This is a genomic window from Pseudomonas sp. BIGb0381, from assembly GCF_024809815.1.
Taxonomy (GTDB): Bacteria; Pseudomonadota; Gammaproteobacteria; order Pseudomonadales; family Pseudomonadaceae; genus Aquipseudomonas.
Genome location: NZ_JANUEN010000011.1, coordinates 160,881 through 183,344 on the forward strand (window position 1 = coordinate 160,881; position 22,464 = coordinate 183,344).

Consider the following 22,464-nt stretch of genomic DNA (forward strand, 5'->3'; position numbering starts at 1 on the left):
CGGTTGTGTGCGCACCAATAGCGGGCAGGCACGCATAGGCGGTGCAGGCGGTGCGCCTAAAGAGTGCTGCGCCCCCAGAGAACTGGATAACTATGCAGTGCCCTCGCTGTGATCCAAGCGAGGACGCTGTTGGGTGGCTGGCGTTCTGCAGGCCCGGTGCGGGTGAGCACCGACAATGAGCGTGATCAAGGAAGTGTCATGGAAGAGTATTTACCCAGAGAAAAACGAGCGGCCGCCTCGGCGGTGAGAGGTATTCAGTACAAGCTCAGTCCTGCATTTATCAGTGCCGACGATGCCGCGCGTTATGTGCACGCGCGCATCGGCAACAAGCGTGACAAGGAATACGGCGGCGTCATTCTCCAGCGCTTGGCGGATAACAAGGTCTTTGCCACCGAGCCGATTCCCGGCAAGGCGGTGACCTTCGATTTTTCATTGCTGCTGGCGCGTGGGGCGCGCAACGAGTTTCTCGCCCCGACGGGTTATAAACTGGTGGGCGGGGTGCACTCCCACCCTGAGCAATTTGCCGATTTGAAGGCGAAGAACCCACGGTTCCGCGATCTTCAGGTGCGTATTTTCAACAGTTTTTTTTCTGAGCGGGACGTTGTCTTCAATCACTATGAAGGGCGCGCGTTTGGCGCTGCCTACCTGTCGGGCCCCAATGGTGTACTGCTCAAGTACCTGCCCAGCTTCTCCGAAGCCGAGCGCAGGTTTGTCGATTGGATCGATAACGTCAGTACCGCCGTGCCTGAGGATGGGCACGACGGCTCGCTGGAAGGTTTCATCAAGAAGGTGGCGTCTTTGGGGCGCCTGTCATTGTTGGTCGCCAACGCGGATTGGGGCGGCGTCAGTGGCGTCATCGATCATCTCTGGCAGCCTTACCTGCCCTTGAAGGCAGGGCGTGAGACGATTGCGTGTGGCGGGCTCTACCCTGATGTGACGCGGGCACTGAATGCTGCGCAGGCCCGCATGAGGCGCACGCCCAACGTGCACCAGATGGCAATGGTGCTCAAACATGAGTTGCGTGATGAGTTCGTCGCTACCCAGGCTTTTTCCCTCAGCAGCGCAGCGCAATTGCCGGTCGATAACCAACTGCCGTTGCTCGCGGGCGGGCCGTTGTTGCCGGAGGGCTTTCACCTGCATGGGTTCTTCTATTTGTCGCGGCCGGTGCCGGCGCTGTTCCCCACGGTAGAACCCTGGCTGTACCAGCAGTTCTTCAGCCCCGAGGAGCTGGCAGCCTACATCGCCACATCCCGTCGCTACCTGCATGCGTCGCCGTCTGTGCTGGGTATCTCGTTGTACCTGCGCACCCGGGACAATGCGCTGTTGCGCTACCGGTTCAGTGGCTCGCCGGCGGAAACCCGATTGCTCGGTACTGAGCAGGCAGACCTTCAGCAGGCGTTGACCCCGCGTCAGTTTGTGGCGCGGGTGGCCGAAGCCGGTGAGTTGAGCGTCGAGCAAACCAGCCCGCTGTGGGATGTGGAAGGTGTGGTCGAGAGTGGCTGGGTACCCTACGCAACCTTCCCGTTCAAAAAACCAACGCTGGGCCAATCGTTTTCGTCGGCCGACAAGGCGGCGCGGTTCGCCCATGCGCAGGTGGGCGCGCGGCGTGAGCGTGAATATGGGGCGCTGATACTCAAGCATCCCGACCAGCATTACGTGTTGACCGAACTGCTGGAAACGGGTGCCAACCCTTTTGGGTTCGAGGGTTTCTTTCCCTGGGATACCTACAGCAAACAACTGGCACTGCCCGATGGTTACCAATTGCAGGGCTGGTTCGGCTCACACAGGGCGGTGTCGTCCGCGGACCTCGATAGCGCGTTCAAGATGAGGTGGACTCAGGACGATATCAGCGTCCACGCCCAGAGTTTCTCGGATGTCGAGGCATACCGTGTTCATCAGTTGCAAGTGCCGGGCTATCTCTCGGGCGCTGTGGACAGCCTGGTCGTGCTGGAACCCCAGGCGCCGGACCAGGCCGAGTTCTCCCGTTTTTTTGCGCCGGCGACCCAAGGCAGCTTGATTTCCAGGCAGTTGGCGGACGGTACCTACAAGCCCGCCGATGTCGTACGCAAGCTGGCAGAGGTCAGCCGATTGCGGGTTGTGCTGGGCAATGGGTTATGGGGGGTGGCCGGCGTTGTCGACCGACACTGGAAACCCTTTGCGGCAGTACCGCCGCCCAAATCCCGGCCGGGCGGCGTCGACAGGGTGGTGGCCCTGCCGACCTTGAGTCCGGCGTTTATTTCGCCGGATGACGCGGCGCTCTGGGCCCACCGACGTATCGGGGCGCGACGCGAACGAGAGTACGGCGGGGTGATTCTGCAAAGCCCTGGCGGCTATTTTTTCGCCACCGAACCGGTGCATGGCAAAGAGCTTGAGTTCGATGTGCGCGAGGTGTTGAGCACCCATGCCGATGGCAGCTTCTTGTCGATCCCTGGGTATCAGCGGGCTGCGCTCTACCATTCCCACCCGGCGGACCATGAGGTGGTAGCGAGCAGCAATCCGAATTTTTCCCCTCAGCAGGTGAAAGCACACCTGAATTTTTTCTCCACGTGGGACGCCGCCGCCGACATCGTCTGGCAAAAAAACTTCGCGCTTTCGTACGTGTCCGGGCCGGATGACTCACTGATTCGCTATCGACCCAGTGGCACATTTGCGGAAAAACAGTACGCCAAGTGGCTGTTGGGAGAAATTGCCGATGGCCCTTTCGGCAGCGATGGGACGCTGGAGGGTTTCATAAAAAAAATGCAGATGCTGGGAGAACTGAGTTTTGTCACCGCCAGCGCCCTGTGGGGCGGTTCTCGAGGCGTGGTGCCGGCAAACTGGCAACCCTACCAGGCATTCGCACACACGCCGACGGGGATGCGGCCTTTGCTGTCTGCCGTATGCACCGCGCCCACCGATGCCATCCAGGCTGCCGTGGAGGGCTTGCCTGCCAGTCAGGACACCTGGCGCATCGGCCTGATCCTCAAGCGTAGTGGCCAGCCGGAATACCTGGCGACCCCAGCGCTGGCCACTCAGCAACCGCGGTTCTCCATGACGGACTTTCTGATGTGGAACCAGGACGGTCGTTATGTACTGCCTGACGGGTTTGTCATCGAAGGGTTTTACTGCGACGCGCCCCCGGCGCGATCCCGGGTACCGGAGGCACAGCCGTGGCTGTATCGCAGCTTTTTCCCGGCGTTGGGGTTGGCGACGGCGGCGCAGCAGGCGCGTCTGATCCCCAGTGAGCAAGTGGCGGAGCAGGGCGTGAGTCTTTATCTACGGGCCCCGGACGACGCGGTGCTTGCGTACCGGTTTTCCTATTCGCAGAAGGAGGCTGGCCTTTATCGCGTCCAAGGCACCACGGTGGACGATCACGGATTTGAAAGCGCGCTGTTGACGGGTGTGCTGACCCCGCAGGCTTACGTCCACAAGGTGGCAATGGCCGGGACGCTGCAGGTGCTCAGTACCAGCCGGATCTGGGACCAGGCCGGGGAGGTGATGGATAACTGGCGGCCTTTTTCGAACATTCCCGAACCGGAGGTCGGCCCCGCCTTTGCCTTGCCCGATGACGCCGCCTACTGGGCTCACACCAGTATTGGCGAGCGGCGGGACAAGGAGTACGGCGGCGCGATCCTCAAGCGCGATAACCACTATTTCGCCACGGTGCCGGTTGCGGGGGACGGGGTGCGGTTCGACTTCCAGCGCATCCTGGCCACCGATGATCAGGGGCACTTCATCGCCCCGGCTTCTTATGAGTGCCAAGGTCTCTATCATTCCCACCCCGCCGACACCGGCGAGGTGAAGCAGCACAATCCCAGCTTCAACCTGGACCAGGTGGCGCTGTTCACCAGTTTCTTCTCGAATGCCGATCAGGTGTTTGCCCTGACCCACCGTGATTTCACTCCGGTGCATTATCTGTCCGGGCCTGACGGCTCGTTGCTCAAGTACACCAGCAGTGGTTCGAACGAAGAGCAAGTGTTATTGCGACAGATGACCGGGGCCGAGCCAGTGGTGCCGTTCACGGCATTTGAAGGTGCCGTGTGGAACCTGGCGCAAGCCGGAGACTTGCGGGTGGTGGTCGCCAACAAAGTGTGGGGCGGGATTCGTGGTCGCGTGGTAAAGGGCTGGACGCTGGGCAGCCCGGTCAGCCGTGAGGCCACGGTACAGGACCAGCCGTTTTTTAGCCCTCAGACCAGCATGGGGCACACCGCTGTGTTGGTTGCCCTGAACAGTCGCGATCTATCGGGGCGTGCCGCCGTGGGGTTTGTACTCAAGCACCGAACGGCCCCGAGTTATATCGCCACGTTGCCGGCGGCTCCGGGCACCACCTTGGGCAGCTTGTTTCCTGTGCGTGAAAACGGCCAGCCGAAGCTGGTATCGAACTACCGCCTGGTGGGGTTCTATTACGCGAACTCGGCCCAGGCACCGCAGAAACTGCCGCCCGAGGACGCGTGGCTGTATAAGCGCTTTGCGTCCCCTGCGCTGCTGGTGGATGTGATGACGCAGTCGCTGGCCACCACAGGTATCCAGATCGCCTCCCTCGGGCTCAAGCTCTACCTGCGAACCGCTGACAATGCCTTGCTGCACTGGCAGGTCCCGAGTGCCGAGTCCGCCCAGGAGCTGTTTACCCTCGACGGCCAAACCGTCACCGACAAAGGCAATGAAGCAGCGTTGCTCGACGGCTCGCTGTCACCCCGGGATTTTGTTCGCCGGGTGGCCCGTGCCGGCGACCTGGTGGTGGTTCAGCGAGGCGGGCTCTGGAGCACGCTGGGGCCGGTGCATGACAGCGAGGCATTACCACTGGGCTCGACTGCAGTGTCACTGAGTGCCGCGTTCCTCACCGCCGATGATGCCGCACGTCATGCCCACGAGAAGATCGGCTTTCGCCGGGGAACCGCCTATGGCGGTTATATCCTCAAGGGCACAACGGGGCGATTTGTGTTCACCGAGCCCATGATCATTCACGGCGATGGATTCGCCACCGACCTGCTGACACCCATCGTGGGCAATGGGGCACTGGTGCCCCCCGCAGGCTACCGGATTCATGCGCGCTATGCCTCCCACGCGGCGTTGTCTGCGGGTGATCGGGAACGCCAGCAGCGATTGAAATGGACGCTGACCGACCTGGAGGTCAACACCACGTTGTTCTCGGATGTGGAGATCCGCTCGGTGATTCAGTCGCGGTTGCCGGCCTATTTGAGCGGTTCGCCCAATAACCTGATCAGCTACACCCCCAGTGGCTCGGACAGGGAGTTGCTGGTACAGAGCAATACCACCCGCGAGCCGGGCAAAAATGGCTATTTCGAGCGGCTGGAGTCGGGCGCGCTAAAACCCGTGGACATCGTTACCCGGCTGGCCGATGCGGGCAGTCTGCAGGTGCTTGTGCAGAGCCCCCTGTGGGGCCCGCGCGGCAGGGTCTACAACGACTGGACGCCGAACTTCGAGTACGCCGCCGCTGCGCCGCAAACCCCGGCGCTGGGTGCGGTGTTCAGCAGCCAGGACGCGGCCGCGATCAATGCCCATGTTCGCGGGTACGGCAGGAACCTGGATGCCCAAGGGTGTACCGCGTACATCCTCAAGCACCCGCAGGCGGATGAGTACGTGGTCAGCGAACTCTTACCCATGAGTACCAACGGGCGTTGGTTGAGCGATGCTTCCAGGGGGAGTGGCTACCTGGGGGGTGGAAGTTTTGTGCAGAATTTCGTGCTGGTGGGGCTGCTCTATTCACAGCAATGGCAACCCTCGGGATTACCGACCCTGGAGGCCTGGCTGACGCAGTTTTTTGTCACGCCCGAGGTGCTGTTGCGTGCCGAAGAAGATGCCCGGTACCTGCCTCGCGCGTCCACCAACGGTGCGCTGCCGGTCTACCTGTCAACCCTGGATGGTGCCCTGTTGCGTTACCAGCCCCAAGCTTCCACCCTGCTCAAGGCGCCAAGCGCTGACGAGGGCGTGACGATTGAAGGCATGAGCCTGCGCAATGGCGCGTTCGATACGCGCCGGTATATTTCACTGGTCGCCCGCGCCGGTGACCTGCGGGTGCTGTACAGCAGCCAGTGCTGGGACCGACGAGGCGCGGTGAGCCCCGGCACCGAACAATGGCGACCGTATGCCAATTTCATCCGCCGTCGTCTGGGCCCGGCGTTCCACGATCAGGACGACGCGGCACGCCATGCGCGCTCGCTGCTCCAGAGTAACGGGTTGATGGGCGGCTTGATTCTCAAGCGTCCGGATGGTTTGTTCGTGACCACCGAACCCCTGAAAGTACCTCGGGAAGACTTTGACCCCAAGTGGATTTTCCCTGACGAAGTGGTCAGTACCGGCGGCTTCCCGGGGGGCCATACCATTGTCGCGCGCTACCGCTCAAGCTCGCCTCGCGACCTGCCGTTTGCGCTGGAAGCCCGGCAGGAGAGCCTCTACCGCAACATGCTGTCCACCCGGGTGATTTCTGCGGCTCTCTCGGGCCAGGATGCCAGCCTGGTCCGCGAGTACCTGTTGGGCTCCGATGGTTGTGTACTGAGCTACACCCGCAGCCATACCACCCTGGAAGAACAACTGAAAAAGGACCTGGTGCCGCTGAACCGGGTCCGCGGGGACCGCTTGGAAAACCGCATCGAACGTCAGATTCGCACAGGCGAATTGACCCCCGCCGAGTTCGTCACCCGCCTGGGCAATGCCGGTGTATTGCGCGTGGTGGAGGGCAGCCAGGCCTGGGGGATCCCACGCAGGATAACCGGGGCGTTCGTGGCGGTTCAGGTCGAGCCGTTGATGATCAGAAACGCGCTGGCAGACCCGGCGTTCAGTCCGATCTTCACCCAGCAGAAGGATGCGGTGCGTTATGCCCATGAGCACCGCAGGCATGGCGAACACCTGCAATTCGGCTACGTCTTCAAGTCGAAGAAAAACGGGCGCTACATGGCCAGCCTGCCCTTGGTACGCCAGAGCTATCGTGACTTTGGGCAAGTCTTTCCCCATGGCCTGCTCCCCCAGGACTATGGACTGGAGGGTTTCTATCTGTGTGCCAGCAACGAAACCCAGGCCCCCGTCGGTGATCCGCTGCGCCAGGCGTTCTTTTCTCCTACGGATATCGACACCGGCATCCGCTTCGCCTTGCAGGGGGTGAAGGACAAGCAACTGGCGTTTTACCTGTCGTGCCAGGACGGAGCCTTGCTTCAGTATCAGTACCAGGGCACCGATGCTCAACTGGACAGTTGGGGGCGACTGGTCGAGCTTCGGCAGCAGTTGCGCGATGGCGTGAGGACGGTGCTCAGTTACGTGCATGACCTTATCGCAATCGGCCAGTTGGACACCCTTGTGCCGGGGCGAATCTGGACCACGCGCAATCGTATCGATCAGTTCTGGCAGCCTGGCGTAGCCGAGATCTTTGTCCCACCGTGGGCGGCGGCCTGTGGGCCGGTGTTTTCCCACGGCGATGACGCCGTGCGCGACCTCAAGCGCCGACTGTCGCCCTATCAGAGTCAGCAGTACCTCTCTGCGGTGCTTGCCAATGGCGGGGGGGCTTCGTTCCTGGCCACGTTGCCGGTCGCCGCAGGGCTTGCCGAGTCGCTGATTCTGCGCTTGTTCTACAGCGGGCCCCAGGGTGCGGTCCAACCGGCGGTGCCACCTGCACCCATGCCGGACTTCCCGTCAGGCTACGCTGTTGCAGGCGTTCACCTGTTGTTCAGCAGCATGCCGGCCACGGACAGCCGTGAAGCCAGGGACCAAGCCCTGATCCGCAACTTTGTGGCACCGTCCTCCGTGAGCTATTTCATTCGCGTATTACGGGGCGGCGCTCGTCAGCCCGCGGCGCTGTACCTGTCGTGTCTGGGCGGTGGGTTATTGAAGTATCTGCCGAGCTTTTCGCCTCAGGAAAGCCAGGTGCTGGTGGCGGGTCCGAACGTGTATCCCAGCGTTTTTCTGAAGGGCTTGGTCAAGGTCGGGAAGCTGTTTGTCCTGGATAAGGATGATTTCTGGATGAACGAAGGGCAGTTGTCTGAACAACAACTGGAGCGTTCCAATGGCCCGGAAATCGAGGGCCCGGAAGAGGATGAACCGCTGAGCATTCGTGACCGCGATGAGCTGTAAGCGTTAGCGCGTCAGGCCGATAAAGCACAGACCACGGGGCGACAGCGAGAGGGTGCTGTCGCCCCGTGGTGTTCAGTGCGAGGGCATCTCACCTGGTTCATGTCGAACCTGTGGTGGGTTGACGTTGCGTAAACAGCCGCGACAACACCAGGCGATCCAGTGCCCAGACCACGATCAACGAGGCGCCCACCAGCGGGAAAATGATCGCCAGCCCGAGCATGATCACCATCGCGGTTTTCCACTTCGGCAGGTCGTGACGCAACGGCGGAACACCCAGGCCGCCCTGGGGACGGCGCTTCCACCAGATCACCACACCGCTTACGGCGCTGAGCAGGATCATCAGGCAGATCAGCAGCACGATCAGTTGGTTCACCCAGCCGAACATCTTGCCCTCGTGCAGCATCACGCCGGTCTCGGTGGCCCGCGCCACGGTGTTGTAGTGAGCCCAGCGCACATCGGCGAGGACTTTGCCGGTGTATTGGTCCACGTGCAGCGTGGCGTCGTTGCGCGGGTCGTCGGCGAACACGGCGATAGTGAACACGCCCTCGGCGGTGGTGGGGACGGTGATGCTGTAGCCGGGCTCGACCTTGCGTGCGGTGGCCAGGTCAACCACGTGTTGCAGGCTGACGGTGGGGGCTGCGGGAGCGGCGTGCATGGCGCCGTGCTTCATGTGTTCGGCATGATCGCCGGACATCGGCATCGGCGTATTTTCCATGGCCCAGGGCACGGTCTGTTGCGTCGCGGTGTTGAGCACGCGCGCCTGTTGGTCGGACTGCGGCACGTTGTTCCACATCGCCGCCGGGAAGGTGTTCCACAGGTCGGCGTATTGCTTGCCCCAGAAGCCGGTCCAAGTCATGCCGCTGAGCAGCATCACCAGCAAAAACGCCGCGCCCCAGAAACCTGCGACGGCATGCAGATCACGCCAGAACACGCGGCCACGGGTATTGAAACGTGGCCACAGCACGCCGGCCGACGTTTTTCCGCGCGGCCACCACAGGTACAGGCCGGACACCACCAGCATCACACCCCAACCGGCAGCGAGTTCCACCAGGCGATCGCCGACGGTGCCGATCATCAACTCGCCGTGCAGGGCGCGGGCAATGGCTTGCAGGTTTTTTTTCGCATCCTGCTCACCGAGTACGGTGCCGCGATAGGGGTCGACGAACACCGTCACTTCGCGACCACCGTCGTGCATCACGAACTGCGCGCTGCTGGTGGCGTCGACGGGTGGCAGGTACTTGTTGATCTTGCCCTGGGGAAAGGCCGCCTGGGCACGTTGCAACTGTTCGTCGGCACTCAGTGCGTGCTCGGCGCTTTGCACCTTGAGCAGGTCGCCGTACATCAGCGGGTCGAGTTGGGGCTTGAACAGGTAAATGATGCCGGTCAGGGCCAGCAGTACCATGAAAGGGGCGACGAAGAGGCCGGCGTAGAAGTGCCAGCGCCAGGCCAGGTTGTAGAAGGAAACTTTTTGAGTGGTCATCAGGGATGCTCCGCAAAGCTTAATTTTTTGTCGTTGGTCAGGCCGCCATCGGGGGCAAGCCCCCTCCCACATGTGGAATGCATTCCAACTGTGGGAGGGGGCTTGCCCCCGATGCTTTTAGAAGCTCATGTCCACCTTGGTCCACAGAGTGCGACCTGGCTCCTTGATGGCCTGCGGGTCGTTGGCCGGGTAGCCGAACCCGGCGTTGCCGGCCAGGTTCAAGTGCTCGGCGTAGGCTTTGCCGAACAGGTTGTCGACGCCGGTGCTGACCTTGAAGTTTTTGTTGATGCGATACGCGCCATTCAGCGAGAACACGCCAAAGCCGCCGCTCTTGTCGTAGTCCTTGCCGACCACGTTGCCCTTGTTCTGGTCGATGCGGTTTTGCGCCGCCACCACCCGCCACAGGGCGCCGACGCTCCAGTCGTCCTCGCTGTAGGTCAGGCCGAAACGTGCATCCAGCGGCGGCATTTGCGGCAGGGCCTTGCCGTCGCTGCTGTTCTTGCCCCAGGCGTAGGCGAGGGTGGCGTCGGCCTTCCAGTGTTGCGTCAGCGTGTAGGCCGCGCCCAGTTCGCCGCCCATGATGCGCGCGTCTACATTGCGCGCCTGGGAGGTGGTGCCCATCATCCCCGGCCGGTAGTCGAACAGGATGAAGTCACGTACCTGGCCGACGTAGCCCGAGGCCCAGGCTTCGAGGTTGTCGGCTTTGTACTGCGCGCCGAAGTCGAGCTGGGTGGTTTTCTCCGGCTTCACGCCGTCGAAGGCGTTGACCGAACCGACTGCACCGGTGTTGGGCGAGAACAGCTCCCAGTAATCCGGAAAGCGTTCCGAGTGGCCCAGGCCGGCATAGAGCGTGGTCGGGCTGTCGGCCAGGTCGTGCTCGTAGCGCATAAAGCCCGAGGGCAGGGTATCGGCGCGGGTGTCGTCGGCGGTCGGGTTGGCGCGTGCGCTCATGCCGGAACCGGTGGTCTGGCGGAAGTCCTTGGCCGAGGCGCGGTCCAGGCGCGCGCCGGTGATCAGGCGGTCACGGTCGGCGGCGTACCAGGTGAGTTCGCCGAACACGCCGTAGTTGTGGAAGTTGGCGTCCTTGACCTTGGGCAAATCCTTGTAGGTGTCGATGCCCATGCTGCTGCGTTGGCGATGCTCGTTGGTCTGTGCATCCAGGCCGCTGATCAGTTGCACGTCGGCCCAACGCCAGGTGGCCTTGATGCGCGCGCCGAGGGTGCGGCGGTCGACGTTGGAGGCCATGGGCCCGGCCATCATCCCGGTGCCCGAGGGCGTGCGCAGGCTGTAGTTGTCCATCACGTGGTCGGCGTAGTTGTAGTAGACCTGGGCTTCGACCTTATCCAGCACTTCGCCGATATTCGATTTCTCGAAGCGCAGGCCCAGGCTTTCGCGCAGGAACTGCGAGCCGTCCATGCCGCGCCCGGCGTAACGCGCTTCGCCGTCGCCACGGCCGGCGGTGAGCTCCAGCAGGGTGTCGGCATCCGGGGTGAAGCCGACGGCAACGTCGCCATTCCACTTGTCGTAACGCGAGGCGACGGTGTCGTTGTTGCCGTCCTTGTAGTCATCGGCATGGGCCTGGTTGCCGATTACCCGCACATAGCCCAGCGGCCCGCCAGCCGCGGCATCGATGACCTTGTCGAAGCGCCCGTTGGAACCGGCCAATACACTGGCATTGAGCCGCGTGCCGAGTTCACCGAAGTGCTCCGGTTCGCGCTCGAACAGGACGGTGCCGGCCGACGCGCCCGGGCCCCAGAGTACGGTCTGCGGGCCTTTGATCACGGTGAGCTTGTCGTAGGTTTCCGGCGAAATGTACGAGGTCGGTGCATCCATCCTGCCGGGGCAGGCGCCGAGCATCATGCTGCCGTTGGTGAGGATGTTCAGGCGTGAGCCGAACATGCCGCGCAGCACCGGGTCGCCATTGGTGCCGCCGTTGCGTACCAGGGCGAAGCCGGGGATGGTCTTGAGGTAGTCGCCGCCATCGCTGGCGGGCACCGGTTGGCGCGGGTCTTTGGGGTTGGTAATCACGGTCAGCGGCGAGCTGGGCGCGATCGCGGTGATCACCGTGGGCGTCAGCTCATGTTCGGCGTGCTCATCGGCCTGAGCGTGGGGGGCGAGCAGGGCGCCGCATAGGGCAGCGAGCACAGAAGTACTTCCCAAACGGGAGTCAGCAGTAAACCTGGACATGACAAATTCCATCAATCAATCGTAAACAACACGGCCAGCAGCCTGCGGCTGTCTGTCTAAAGTCGGCCGGGGTGAAGTAACGGTGTCAGGTGCTTACGAGGCGATGGGCGGGGCGCGGCTGCGCGCGCCGGGGAAAATGCTCTGCCGGGCATGGCCCAGGCGCGGGTTGGGGGTGAGGGCATTGGCCGGCGGCGGGGTACCGATGGCCACGAATGACACGCTGCCAGGCAGGGCCGGGCAACTGTACAGCAGGTCGCAATAACCGCACTTGGACCAGAGCGCGTGATGTTCGTCGGGGGCTTTAGGGTGGTGGCCTTCGCCATGCTCGCCGGGCATGTCCATGGACATGTTCATCGACATACCGGCGTGATGGTCCATCGGCATCGCTTGGGAAATCAGCGGACCGATAAAGATCATCAGCATGGCGAACAGGCTGATCCAACTGCCGCGCATCACGCGGCGGTGTGGAGATAACCTGGCGCGAGGGGCGCCCATCGAGGTTGGCTTACTGAGCGTGCATATGCTCGTGACCGGCCATCGGCGGCGCTTTCTGCACCGACACTTCCACTTCGACCTTGCCGGCTTTTTCGAAGGTCAGGGTCAGTGGGAATTGCTTGCCATCGGCCAGCAAGCTGCGGTCCTTGAGGCCCAGCAACATCACGTGATACGCCATGGGCGCGAAGGTCAGGTCACCCTTGGCCGGTACGGCAACGCTGGGGACTTGCTGCATCTTCATCAAGTCGCCCTGCATCACATGCTCATGCAGCTCGGCCTTGTCCGCCACCGGCGTGTCGGCACTGAGCAGGCGATCCGGGGTCGCGCCGGTGTTATGAATCACGAAATACGCGGCGACGGTCGGCGCATTCGGCGGCAACTCCTGGGACCAGGGATCGCTGACCAGCAGGTCGCCGGCCTTGTAGTCTTCGGCATTGGCAGCACTGAACACCGGCAGCAGCAACGCAGCCAGAAGCAGGGAAGATTTAAGCATGGCAGTTCTCCAGAACGGTTCTAAACGCAGTTCACTTGCGAAGACGATCAAACCGTTGGAGAGGCGCGGGGGTTAAGGCTCGGCCATTGCTGGCGCGGGGTGGGGGTTTGCAATGGGGGGTGTGGTTGACGCTGTACCGTCTCAAATCGCGTGAGATACAACTGCGGCACATGCCCCGGCAACGCCACCAACGGCGCCGAGCCGGAGCAACACCAGCAATGCTGCATGGTGGAATGATCGTCCTGCTGCGGCGCCGGGATTTCCAGCTTGCCCAGGGCAATGGTCTTCAGGCTGGCGCCATTGGACGAACAGAAACTGCCCCACAGCAATTGCTGCACGGGGTCCTTGGATTGTTGCATCGCACTGGCCATCGGCATGGCAAAGGCATTGAACAGCACTGCAAGGCAGGCGATCCAGGCAATTGCAAAGCGTTGACGGGCCATGGCGGACAATCCGTAGGGTTAAACGATCAGGCGGGTATTTAGCCTGATCGGGGGGGATAAGTAAAAAGTAGTGGTGTGGTTTGGTGTCGCAGTGCTGGGTTTGAGGATAGACGGGGAATCGAGGGGATGCCGATCTTCAAGTCAACGCCCCTCCCACATTTTGGATTGTGTTTGGCTATTGCTTGGCGTTGAGCCTGAGAGTCGCGCGGGCAATGTCGGCTCGCGCCACTTTGATCAATGAGCCATCGCCTGGGTCTTCTTCGATACAGGCCTCAAGGAAAGCATCCATATCTTCTTGTGTGTGGAGATGGTCAGCAGCGTCGAAAACTGTGAACGTTGTCTTTCTGTCAGATAGGTATTGGGCTTTTTCCAGCCATTGGTTTAATCGAGCTGCGACTTCGGGTTCATCCAATTTTAGTTCGTCGGCCTCAAGGCTTAGCGCGTGCGCGAACTCTGGGTTCGCGATTATGTGCTCGATAATTGTGCTTTCAGCAGGTCGAGTCAGGTGCTGCGTACGGGGTTTGTTAGTCATGTGAACCTCATGTTTACGCCGTAGGACAAAGCGTCGAGGATCATCGCCAAGGGTATGCGGTTCTAGGTAGTCAGCGGGTTCCGTTACGCATGTAGGTAAATTCTCCTTGATCCGCCGCGCAGCCCGAATATGAATTCGTTCCACAGAAACTTCCGACAACTCTTTGAGGTTGCCGGTAGGAAACTCAATTTCTAGTCTCCGGACACCGCTGAAAACTCAGCGGACGGGCGCCGCGGCCCGGATTGATTAAGCATTGCCTCCTTTCAGTTGACGCTTTTTTATCGTCTACTGTGTGGCGCTATGGTAGCTGTGCGCGGGATACCTTCGGGTATGCCGGCTTCCTTAATCTCCGGTCCGCGAACCTGCGCACAGCTGCCACCCCCATCGCATCGCGGCGATCAGTGGCAGCTCCACTTAGATTAAGGAGCTTCACAATGATCAAACCCACCCCAAATCCCCCCGTCCGGCTGTTCACCGTGACAGATGGCATCAGCACCGAAGACCTGCTGGTCAACCTCAGCGAAACACTCGCCTCGGCCAATGCGCTGAGTTGCGACCTGGCGTTTGACCTGGAAGGTTCGAAACGCGAGGAGTTGCTTGGCGTTGCGCAGTTGATCGAACTGGCGCAGTTGTTGGCTGATCGGGTACACCGCGGCGTTGGGCAGGTGTCCGCCGCGGGCAGCTAACAACGCAGTTCAAAATGAGGGAGGGGGCTTGCCCCCTCCCACATTTGAACTGTGTTGTTCAGGGAGATTGGATGGCCTGTAAGACCGCCGCCACTGTGGCGAACTCCCGATCCACCACAGCCAATACCGGCCGCTTCAACACCAACACCGGCACCCCTCGTTCCCGCGCCACTTCCAGCTTCGGCTCGGTGGCGGTACTGCCACTGTTCTTGCTGATCAGCACATCAATCCCACGCCGTTCAAACAACGCGCGTTCATCTTCAAGCAGAAACGGCCCGCGCGCGCCAATCACTTCGCACCGCTCATTCCCCGGATACACATCCAGCGCGCGCAGCGTCCAGAAGTGCTCGGGCGGGATTTCATCAAGGTGCTGCAACGGCTCGCGGCCCAAGGTGAACAATGGACGCTTGAAGGGTTTCAAGGCCTCGATCAATTCAGCCCAGTCACTGACCTCTCGCCAGTCATCGCCGGCCTGCGGTTGCCACGCGGGGCGACGCAATGCCCAACACGGCACACCGCTCAACCGTGCAGCCTCGGCGGCATTGCGGCTGATCTGCGCCGCATACGGATGGGTCGCGTCGAGGATCAGGCTGACCTGTTCGTCGCGAACAAACTGCGCCAACCCTTCGGCACCACCATAACCGCCGACACGCACCTGGCAGGTGAGATCGGTCGGCACACGCCCCACACCCGCCAGGCTGTAGATATGCGCCGGCCCCAAGGTGCGCGCGATAGCCAGTGCTTCGGTCACACCGCCCAGCAGCAGGATGCGTTTCATCGCGGCTTGACCACTTCCAGCAATGTGATCGGCAGCGCCTGGCGCCATGTATCGAACTCCCCCAACGGCTGCGCCTGGGCCACATGGATGCGCGTCAGTTCGCCGCCGTGTTCCGCGCGCCAGTTCATCAAGGTCATTTCACTTTGCAGGGTGACGGCATTGGCCACCAATCGACCGCCGGGGCGCAGGTGTTGCCAGCAGGTGTCGAGTACGCCGTCGCGGGTGACGCCGCCGCCGATGAAGATGGCGTCGGGTGCTGTAAGGCCGTGCAACGCGTCCGGGGCCTTGCCGCGAATCAGTTGCAAACCGGGCACGCCGAGGGCGTCGCGGTTGTGTTCAATAAGGCCCTGGCGGCCTTCGTCTGCTTCAATCGCCAATGCGCGGCAACTCGGATGGGCGCGCATCCATTCGATACCGATGGAGCCACTGCCCGCGCCCACGTCCCACAGCAGTTCGCCGGGCATCGGGGCGAGGCGGGCTAGGGTCATGGCGCGGACGTCGCGCTTGGTCAATTGGCCGTCGTGCTGGAAGGCGGAATCGGGCAAGCCAGCGAGGCGCGACAGACGTGGTGTGTCGTTGGAAGCCAGGCAGTCGATGGCGACCAGGTTCAAATCGGCGACCGAGGCGTGTTGCCAATCCTCAGCCAAACCGTCGATGCGCCGCTCATCCGCGCCGCCCAGGTGTTCAAACACGGTCAATCGGCTGGGCCCAAACCCGGATTCAGCCAACAACGAAGCAATCAACGCGGGACTGCCGCCGTCATTACTCAGTACCAATAAACGCACACCTGTGGCCAGATGCGCATTGATCGCCGCCGCCGGCCGGGCCACTACGGACAGCGTCACCACCTCCTGCAACGGCCAGCCCAACCGCGCCGCCGCCAATGACACCGACGACGGCGCCGGCAAAATCAGCAGTTCTTCAGCCGCCACCTGCCGCGCCAGGCTGGCGCCCACGCCATAGAACATCGGATCGCCACTGGCCAGCACACACACAGGTTCGCCACGCCGCGCCAGTACCGGCTCCAGGGAGAACGGGCTCGGCCACACCTGGCGCTCACCGCGAATACACACCGGCAACAGGTCCAACTGGCGCTGGCCACCTATAATCCGCGAAGCGCGCAACAGGGCATGCCGGGCATTCCTGCCCAGCCCCTTGAAGCCGTCTTCACCGATGCCTACAACCGTCAGCCAGGGCGACATATCAATTCCTTGAGCGACATCCGACGGGCAGGCTTTTCATGCCGCCGGACAAAGCAGGCATAATACCGCGCCTTTACCCGTCAACCGGTAGCCCCGTGAACCCAACGCCCGCTGTGAATACCTTGCGCCCCTCGGCTTGTCCGGGGTTGCTGCGTATCGTCCAGGCGTTGGATGGCGGCATTTGCCGGATCAAATTGGCCGGTGGCTCGATCAGCGCCGCCCAGGCCCATGCCGTGGCGGATGCGGCCCAGGCCTACGCGGGCGGGGTGATCGAGGCGACCAACCGCGCCAACCTGCAAATACGTGGGATCGGTGCCGAGCAAGACGCCTTGATTGCCATGCTGCTGGCCGCCGACCTGGGCCCGAGTAACGCTGCTGGCGACGACGTACGCAACCTGATGCTCAGCCCCAGCGCCGGTATCGATCCTCAGATGCTGTTCGACACCCGGCCGCTGGCCGAGCAGATCCTCGCCACCTTGCAAAATCATCCGCGTTTCCATGAGCTGTCGGCCAAGTTCGCCGTGCAACTGGATGGCGGCGAAGCCCTGGCGATGCTCGAACATCATCATGATCTGTGGCTGTCGGCGTTCGTACGCAATGGCGAGACGCTCCTCGCGTTCGGCCTGGCAGGGTGTCCAGGGCTGGATGCGCCGTTGGCCGCCGTGCCGCTGGAGCAGGGTCATGGGTTGGTGGTGGCGGTGCTGGAGGCGTTTCTTGACCTCGCCACCCCAGAGCAAACCCGCATGCGCCATCTGGCTGTGGATAAGTTGCTGAGCCGCCTCAGTCTCTCGCTGCTGCCGGTCGACGGCTTCAAACGCCCGCCCAGCGGCGCTTTGCTGCACCTCGGGAGTTATCCACAGGCTCAAAAAAATCAATTCTACGTCGCTGCCATCGCACCCTTGGGGCGCCTGGATTCGACGATGCTCAAGGGCGTCGCGCAACTCGCCAACGAACATGGCGACGGCACATTGCGCTTCACCCCTTGGCAAGGTGTGCTACTGCCCAACGTCGAAAAACCTCACGCCGTGACCCAACGCCTGACGCAATTGGGCTTTCTCTGCTCAGTCGACCAACCCCTGGCGCACATGATCGCCTGCACCGGCTCCAGCGGTTGCGCCAAGGCCCTCGCCGACACCAAGGCCGACGCCGTGCAACTGGCCGCGTTGCATCCCGGCCATGACGTGCACCTGTCCGGCTGCTCGCGCTCCTGCGCCGCCGCGCACGTTGCGCCGGTCACCTTGCTGGCGGTGAGCCCCGGCCACTACGACCTCTATTTTCGCGAGGCAGCCCACCCCGGTTTCGGCCGGCTGCACGCGCGCACTCTTTCCATTGAAGCGGCGGGCGCCTTGCTGCGCGCTCACCCACGGAGCAACACCGATGATTGATTACATCCGCGACGGTCAGGAGATCTATCGCAACTCCTTCGCCATTATTCGCGCGGAAGCCAACTTGGAGCGTATCCCGGCTGATTTGGAGAAACTCGCGGTGCGGGTGATTCATGCGTGCGGCATGGTCGAGGCCATCGACGGCCTGCAGTTCTCCGAAGGTGCGGGTAAGGCCGGGCGCGATGCGTTGGCCGCTGGCGCGCCGATTCTGTGTGATGCGCGGATGGTCTCCGAAGGCGTGACCCGTGCGCGCCTGCCCGCCAATAACCCAGTGATCTGCACCCTGCGCGACGACAGCGTGCCGGAGTTGGCGCGGGAGCTGGGCAACACCCGTTCCGCTGCCGCCCTGGAGTTGTGGCGTCCGCACCTGGCAGGCAGCGTGGTAGTGATCGGCAACGCGCCGACGGCGTTGTTCTACCTGCTCGAGATGCTGGATGCCGGTGCGCCGAAACCGGCGTTGATCCTCGGCTTCCCGGTCGGCTTTGTCGGCGCGGCCGAATCCAAGGCCATGCTGGCGGCGGACAGCCGTGGCGTACCGTTCGTGATCATGCAGGGCCGCCTGGGCGGCAGTGCCATGGCCGCCGCTGCGGTGAATGCGCTCGCCACGGAGGTCGAATAATGCCGGCACGCGGACGTTTGATCGGCCTGGGCGTCGGCCCTGGAGACCCGGAACTGATTACGGTCAAGGCCCTGCGCCTGCTGCGCGAATCACCGGTGGTGGCGTATTTCGTGGCCAAGGGCAAGAAGGGCAACGCCTTCGGCATCATCGAAGACCACCTGGTACCACAGCAAACCCTGATGCCGCTGGTGTACCCGGTGACCACCGAAGCGCTGCCGGCGCCGTTGTCCTATGAGCAAGTGATCAGCGACTTCTACGACACCGCCAGTGTCGATGTGGCTGTGCACCTGGACGCCGGTCGCGACGTGGCGGTGATCTGTGAGGGCGACCCGTTCTTCTACGGCTCCTATATGTATTTGCATGACCGTTTGGCCGAGCGCTACGAAGCCCAGGTCATCCCAGGCGTGTGCTCGATGCTCGGCGGTGCCTCCGTACTCGGCGCGCCGTTGGTGTATCGCAACCAGAGTCTCTCGGTGCTCTCGGGCGTGTTGCCTCACGAAGACCTCAAGCGCCGCCTGGCAGATGCCGACGCTGCGGTGATCATGAAGCTGGGGCGCAATTTCCCCAAGGTGCGCCAGGTACTCGAAGAGCTCGGCCTGGCCGAGCGCGCGCTGTATGTAGAACGCGCGACCATGGCCAACCAGAAAATCGTGCCGCTGGACCAGGTGCAGCCGATGTCTTCGCCGTACTTCTCGCTGATCATCGTGCCGGGTGAAAGGTGGCAAGGTTGATGAACCCGGCGATTGTCATTCTGGGCCAGGGCAGCCTGGCCACCGCGCGCAGGATTCAGCAGGCTTACCCTGGCGCACTGATCCACGGCCTGGCGGGTCGAGTTGAGGGTGCAGACCAGTCTTACAGCGAATTTGGCGCGACCCTGCGTCAGCTGTACCAGCAAGGCACGCCGCTGATTGCCCTGTGTGCGGCCGGCATCGTGATCCGCACACTGGCGCCGCTGCTGCTGGAGAAAGGCGAAGAACCCGCCGTGCTGGCCGTGGCGGAAGACGGCAGCGCCGTGGTGCCGTTGCTCGGTGGCCTGGGTGGTGTGAACGTCATGGCGCGGGACATCGCAGCGGTACTGGGCGTTGCTGCGGCGATCACCACCAGTGGCGAGCTGCGTTTCGGTACCTGCCTGCTCAACCCGCCGGCGGGTTATGAGCTGGCGGACCTGGAGCTGGGCAAGCGCTTCGTGTCCGACCTGCTGGCCGGCGAAAGCGTGCGCATCGAAGGTGCGGCGCCGTGGTTGGATCAGGCGAATTTGCCCCAGGACCAGCAGGCGCATTTAGCCATTCACGTGGGCAGTGCCGAGCGTGTGCCTGCCGCCAACGAGTTGCTGATCTATCCGAAGACTGTGTGCGTGACCTGCAGGCCGGGTGCGCAGTTGGCGGAGCGTGTCCGCACGGCGTTGCACGAGGCGGGCATCGCCGTGCAATCCCTGGCGTGCCTGTTGGCCAGCGATAGGCAGATGGCCGAAGCGTCGCTGCATGAAGCGGCGTTGCAGTTGGGGGTGCCGCTGCGGTTTGCCGACGTGGCGCCAAGTGCAGACATCGTCATCAGTGTTGCCGAGCAGCCTTTGGACCTGGCCCAGGTCGGTCGCCGCCGTGGTCGCCTTGCCGTGATCGGCCTGGGCCCTGGCGCCGCCGAGTTGATGGTGCCGGCGGTAAAGGCCGAACTCGCGCGCTGCACCGATGTGCTGGGCTACGAAACGTATGTGCGCATGGCCGGGCCGTTCCGTAACGACCAGGTGCAGCACTGCACCGATAACCGCGAAGAGATGCAACGCGCCCGCCATGCGTTTGAGCTGGCCGCCCAGGGCCGTTCGGTGGTGGTAGTGTCGTCCGGCGACCCCGGCGTCTTCGCCATGGCGGCGGCGGTGATCGAGGCGTTGCACGAGTCTGGCGATCCGGCGTGGCATCAGGTCGAGCTGGAAATCCTGCCGGGCGTCTCGGCCTCCCTGGCCACCGCCGCCCAGGCCGGTGCGCCGCTGGGCCATGACTTCTGCGTGATGTCGCTGTCGGACAACCTCAAACCCTGGTCGATTATCGAAAAGCGCCTGGACCTTGCGTCCCAGGCCGACCTGGCGCTGGCGTTCTACAACCCGATCTCGCGTTCGCGTCCTTGGCAGCTGGGGCGCGCCCTGGAAATCGTCGCGCAACACCGCACGCCTGAAATCCCGGTGGTGCTGGGCCGCGATATCGGTCGCCCCGGCCAGACCCTGCGCGTCACCACCCTGGGGCACCTCACGCCAGACCAGGTGGACATGCGCACCATGGTGCTGATCGGCTCATCCACCACCTGCACATTCCCTCGCGCCGGTGGCGGTGAATGGGTGTACACCCCGCGCTGGTACGGTGCCAAGCCCGCCTCCTGAAAACGCCTGGGCGGCTGCACGAAAGCTCCGAATGACAATGGGTGGTTGCCTATTGTCGCTCGGGGCTTTTTCTTTTTTTGGCCACGAAAACCGGAGGGGTTCGAGGAGCGCCCCGTCATTGCTGGGCAGGGGTTTTTGCCGTGTGCCGGCAAGCGATGTTTGTGGCATGGAAGAGCCGCCGGTGGCTGGACTAGTGTGGACACAAGCCCCGAGTCGGGGTGTTTGTGGAGAACTGAAAATGGAGCGACATCACAGAAGGATCAACAACACAAAACGGCGCAAGTTGATTGCGGCCTACACATTACCGAGGGCGTCAGGTGCGCAGCCCTCATTGCCCCTCGACACGGAGGACGACTGCAACGCGGCGGTGGTCAACAACGGTGTGATTTCGTTTGCCGAGGGGCTGTCCGGGCTGAACATGGAGTACATCCGTAAAAGCTATCTGCTGGCCAGCAGCTATGTCAGCGATGTATTGAAAATCCACCGAGGTACCGAGGCCTGGTACGACGAATTCATCAAAGTGATGATCGGTTTGGGTTGGCTGCCGGTGCGCAGTCGTTTCGAGCGGGTTTCAAGCTCCGGCAAGGGCCTGACGGTGCAACTTGCGGCGCTGAACATCATCGCCAGCCTGTTGGCGTCGACGTCACTGACCGGGCCGTTGCTCACTGCACTGCCCAAACTGGCCGCTGATGCGCTGGAGGCCCTGAAGCAGCAGCCGGCATCCTTCGAGCTGTTCAAGCGCAATAGCAGCGTGCACGAGGGCGGTGATTTTGGCCTGGCGTCATGCGCCGAAACGGACGGCGAATTGACGATGGTGCTGGTGACTTACAGCACCCATGGCGTGAGCAAGCAGGTTGGGCTGCCTTTTCTGGAATGGGACAGTACCCAGTTCGAGGCTTTCAGCGGGCAGACCTGCCTGGTGCTGAATACCTCGGTGGTCAACGAAAAAACCATCCGACTGATGCGTGAGAGTGCGGGCGACAAGGTGCAGTCGGCGATTGCCAAATACCGCATCTAAGGCACCAGGTAGCCGCGCACCCCAGTAAAGATGATCTGCGCGGCGAGGGCACACACGAACAATCCCATCAAACGACTGACAATCTGCAAGCCCTGGTCACCGAGAATCCGTTCGATACGGTTGGACAGGTACAGCACCACGCCGACCGTGAGGCTGGCCAGGGCGATGCTGAGAATGGCGGTGATCTTGTCATCCCAGTGCGGCTGGCTGACGCCCATGACCAGCAGTGCACCGATGGTGCCGGGGCCGACGGTGAGAGGGATGGTCAGCGGTACGATGGTCACGTCCTGCTGCACGTTGTCGGTCTGCACCGCCGATTTGCCTTGGGCCATGCCCAGGGCGGAGATAAACAGCACACTGCCGGCGCCGATGCGGAAGGCGTCGACGGTGATGCCGAACACGCTGAAGATCACCCGGCCGAACAGGTAGAGCAACACGCTCGACACCAGGGTTGCCAGCGCCACTTTCCAGGCCAGGCGTCGCCGCTCTTTGCTCGAATAACCACGTGTCAGGCTGATAAAGCAGGACAGCACGAAGAACGGGCTGTAGAGCACCAGCATCTTCAGGTAAACGCTGAATAACACTTGGAGCATGGGAGTGGCTCGCGGGCGGGGAAAGTGTGGAGAGTCTATCAGGCGCCAGAGATCAAATGTGGGAGGGGGCTTGCTCCCGATTGCGGTGTAACAGTCAGATTATCTGTAGCCGAACCACCGTCAT

At 62.5% G+C, this 22,464-nt stretch carries 16 protein-coding genes; 7 read left to right on the top strand and 9 right to left on the bottom strand.

Going from position 1 to position 22,464, the window contains the following annotated elements; translation table 11 throughout:
• Positions 1–198: 198 nt before the first annotated feature.
• On the top strand, positions 199–8,061 hold the full coding sequence (locus tag M2397_RS25240) for a DUF4329 domain-containing protein (RefSeq protein ID WP_259244688.1): 7,863 nt from the start codon (positions 199–201) through the stop codon (positions 8,059–8,061).
• Between the two features lie 97 nt (positions 8,062–8,158).
• Here M2397_RS25240 and M2397_RS25245 read toward each other — a convergent pair whose 3' ends face one another.
• The 6 genes from M2397_RS25245 to M2397_RS25270 all read right to left on the bottom strand — a co-directional run bounded on the left by M2397_RS25245 (position 8,159) and on the right by M2397_RS25270 (position 13,691).
• A complete protein-coding gene (locus M2397_RS25245) occupies positions 8,159–9,541 on the bottom strand; it encodes a PepSY domain-containing protein (RefSeq protein WP_259244689.1) in 1,383 nt (460 codons plus the stop codon).
• Positions 9,542–9,658: 117 nt separating this feature from the next.
• A complete protein-coding gene (locus M2397_RS25250) occupies positions 9,659–11,728 on the bottom strand; it encodes a TonB-dependent copper receptor (protein ID WP_131696726.1) in 2,070 nt (689 codons plus the stop codon).
• Positions 11,729–11,821: 93 nt separating this feature from the next.
• Complete coding sequence (locus M2397_RS25255; protein ID WP_167655533.1) at positions 11,822–12,223, bottom strand: DUF2946 domain-containing protein; 402 nt, start codon at positions 12,221–12,223, stop codon at positions 11,822–11,824.
• Positions 12,224–12,233: 10 nt separating this feature from the next.
• On the bottom strand, positions 12,234–12,716 hold the full coding sequence (locus M2397_RS25260; RefSeq protein ID WP_259244690.1) for a copper chaperone PCu(A)C: 483 nt from the start codon (positions 12,714–12,716) through the stop codon (positions 12,234–12,236).
• 47 nt (positions 12,717–12,763) lie between these two features.
• Positions 12,764–13,159 (bottom strand): DUF2946 domain-containing protein, encoded by a 396-nt coding sequence (locus M2397_RS25265; protein WP_184745370.1) that lies wholly within the window; start codon positions 13,157–13,159, stop codon positions 12,764–12,766.
• Between the two features lie 175 nt (positions 13,160–13,334).
• Complete coding sequence (locus M2397_RS25270; RefSeq protein ID WP_122309255.1) at positions 13,335–13,691, bottom strand: DNA-binding protein; 357 nt, start codon at positions 13,689–13,691, stop codon at positions 13,335–13,337.
• A 434-nt stretch (positions 13,692–14,125) separates the two neighbouring features.
• Between M2397_RS25270 and M2397_RS25275 the strand changes: the two genes are divergently transcribed.
• Positions 14,126–14,377, top strand: coding sequence for a DUF6124 family protein (locus tag M2397_RS25275; RefSeq protein ID WP_259244691.1), 252 nt, complete (start codon positions 14,126–14,128; stop codon positions 14,375–14,377).
• A gap of 58 nt (positions 14,378–14,435) precedes the next feature.
• Here the strand turns inward: M2397_RS25275 and M2397_RS25280 are convergent, their stop codons facing one another.
• Positions 14,436–15,155, bottom strand: a complete 720-nt coding sequence (locus tag M2397_RS25280; RefSeq protein ID WP_131696722.1) for a cobalt-precorrin-6A reductase — start codon at positions 15,153–15,155, stop codon at positions 14,436–14,438.
• Positions 15,152–16,357: a precorrin-6y C5,15-methyltransferase (decarboxylating) subunit CbiE gene (gene cbiE, locus M2397_RS25285; protein WP_145336065.1), complete on the bottom strand. Its 1,206-nt coding sequence runs from the start codon at positions 16,355–16,357 to the stop codon at positions 15,152–15,154. Before cbiE ends, M2397_RS25280 begins: the two co-directional genes overlap by 4 nt.
• 38 nt (positions 16,358–16,395) lie before the next feature.
• Between cbiE and cobG the strand changes: the two genes are divergently transcribed.
• The 5 genes from cobG (at position 16,396) to M2397_RS25310 (ending at position 21,747) form a co-directional block, all read left to right on the top strand.
• On the top strand, positions 16,396–17,742 hold the full coding sequence (gene cobG / locus M2397_RS25290) for a precorrin-3B synthase (RefSeq protein ID WP_131696720.1): 1,347 nt from the start codon (positions 16,396–16,398) through the stop codon (positions 17,740–17,742).
• Positions 17,735–18,361 carry a precorrin-8X methylmutase gene (locus M2397_RS25295; protein ID WP_131696719.1) on the top strand — a complete coding sequence of 209 codons (627 nt, stop codon included), beginning with the start codon at positions 17,735–17,737 and terminating at the stop codon, positions 18,359–18,361. Before cobG ends, M2397_RS25295 begins: the two co-directional genes overlap by 8 nt.
• Positions 18,361–19,092: a precorrin-2 C(20)-methyltransferase gene (locus tag M2397_RS25300; protein WP_131696718.1), complete on the top strand. Its 732-nt coding sequence runs from the start codon at positions 18,361–18,363 to the stop codon at positions 19,090–19,092. The genes M2397_RS25295 and M2397_RS25300 overlap by 1 nt, the downstream gene beginning before the upstream one ends.
• Entirely contained in the window at positions 19,092–20,729 is a 1,638-nt protein-coding gene (gene cobJ / locus M2397_RS25305) for a precorrin-3B C(17)-methyltransferase (protein ID WP_259244692.1), read from the top strand. Before M2397_RS25300 ends, cobJ begins: the two co-directional genes overlap by 1 nt.
• A 238-nt stretch (positions 20,730–20,967) precedes the next feature.
• Positions 20,968–21,747 (top strand): hypothetical protein, encoded by a 780-nt coding sequence (locus M2397_RS25310; RefSeq protein ID WP_131696716.1) that lies wholly within the window; start codon positions 20,968–20,970, stop codon positions 21,745–21,747.
• Here the strand turns inward: M2397_RS25310 and M2397_RS25315 are convergent.
• A complete protein-coding gene (locus M2397_RS25315) occupies positions 21,744–22,340 on the bottom strand; it encodes a MarC family protein (protein WP_259244693.1) in 597 nt (198 codons plus the stop codon). The genes M2397_RS25310 and M2397_RS25315 overlap by 4 nt on opposite strands.
• Between the last annotated feature and the right edge of the window lie 124 nt (positions 22,341–22,464).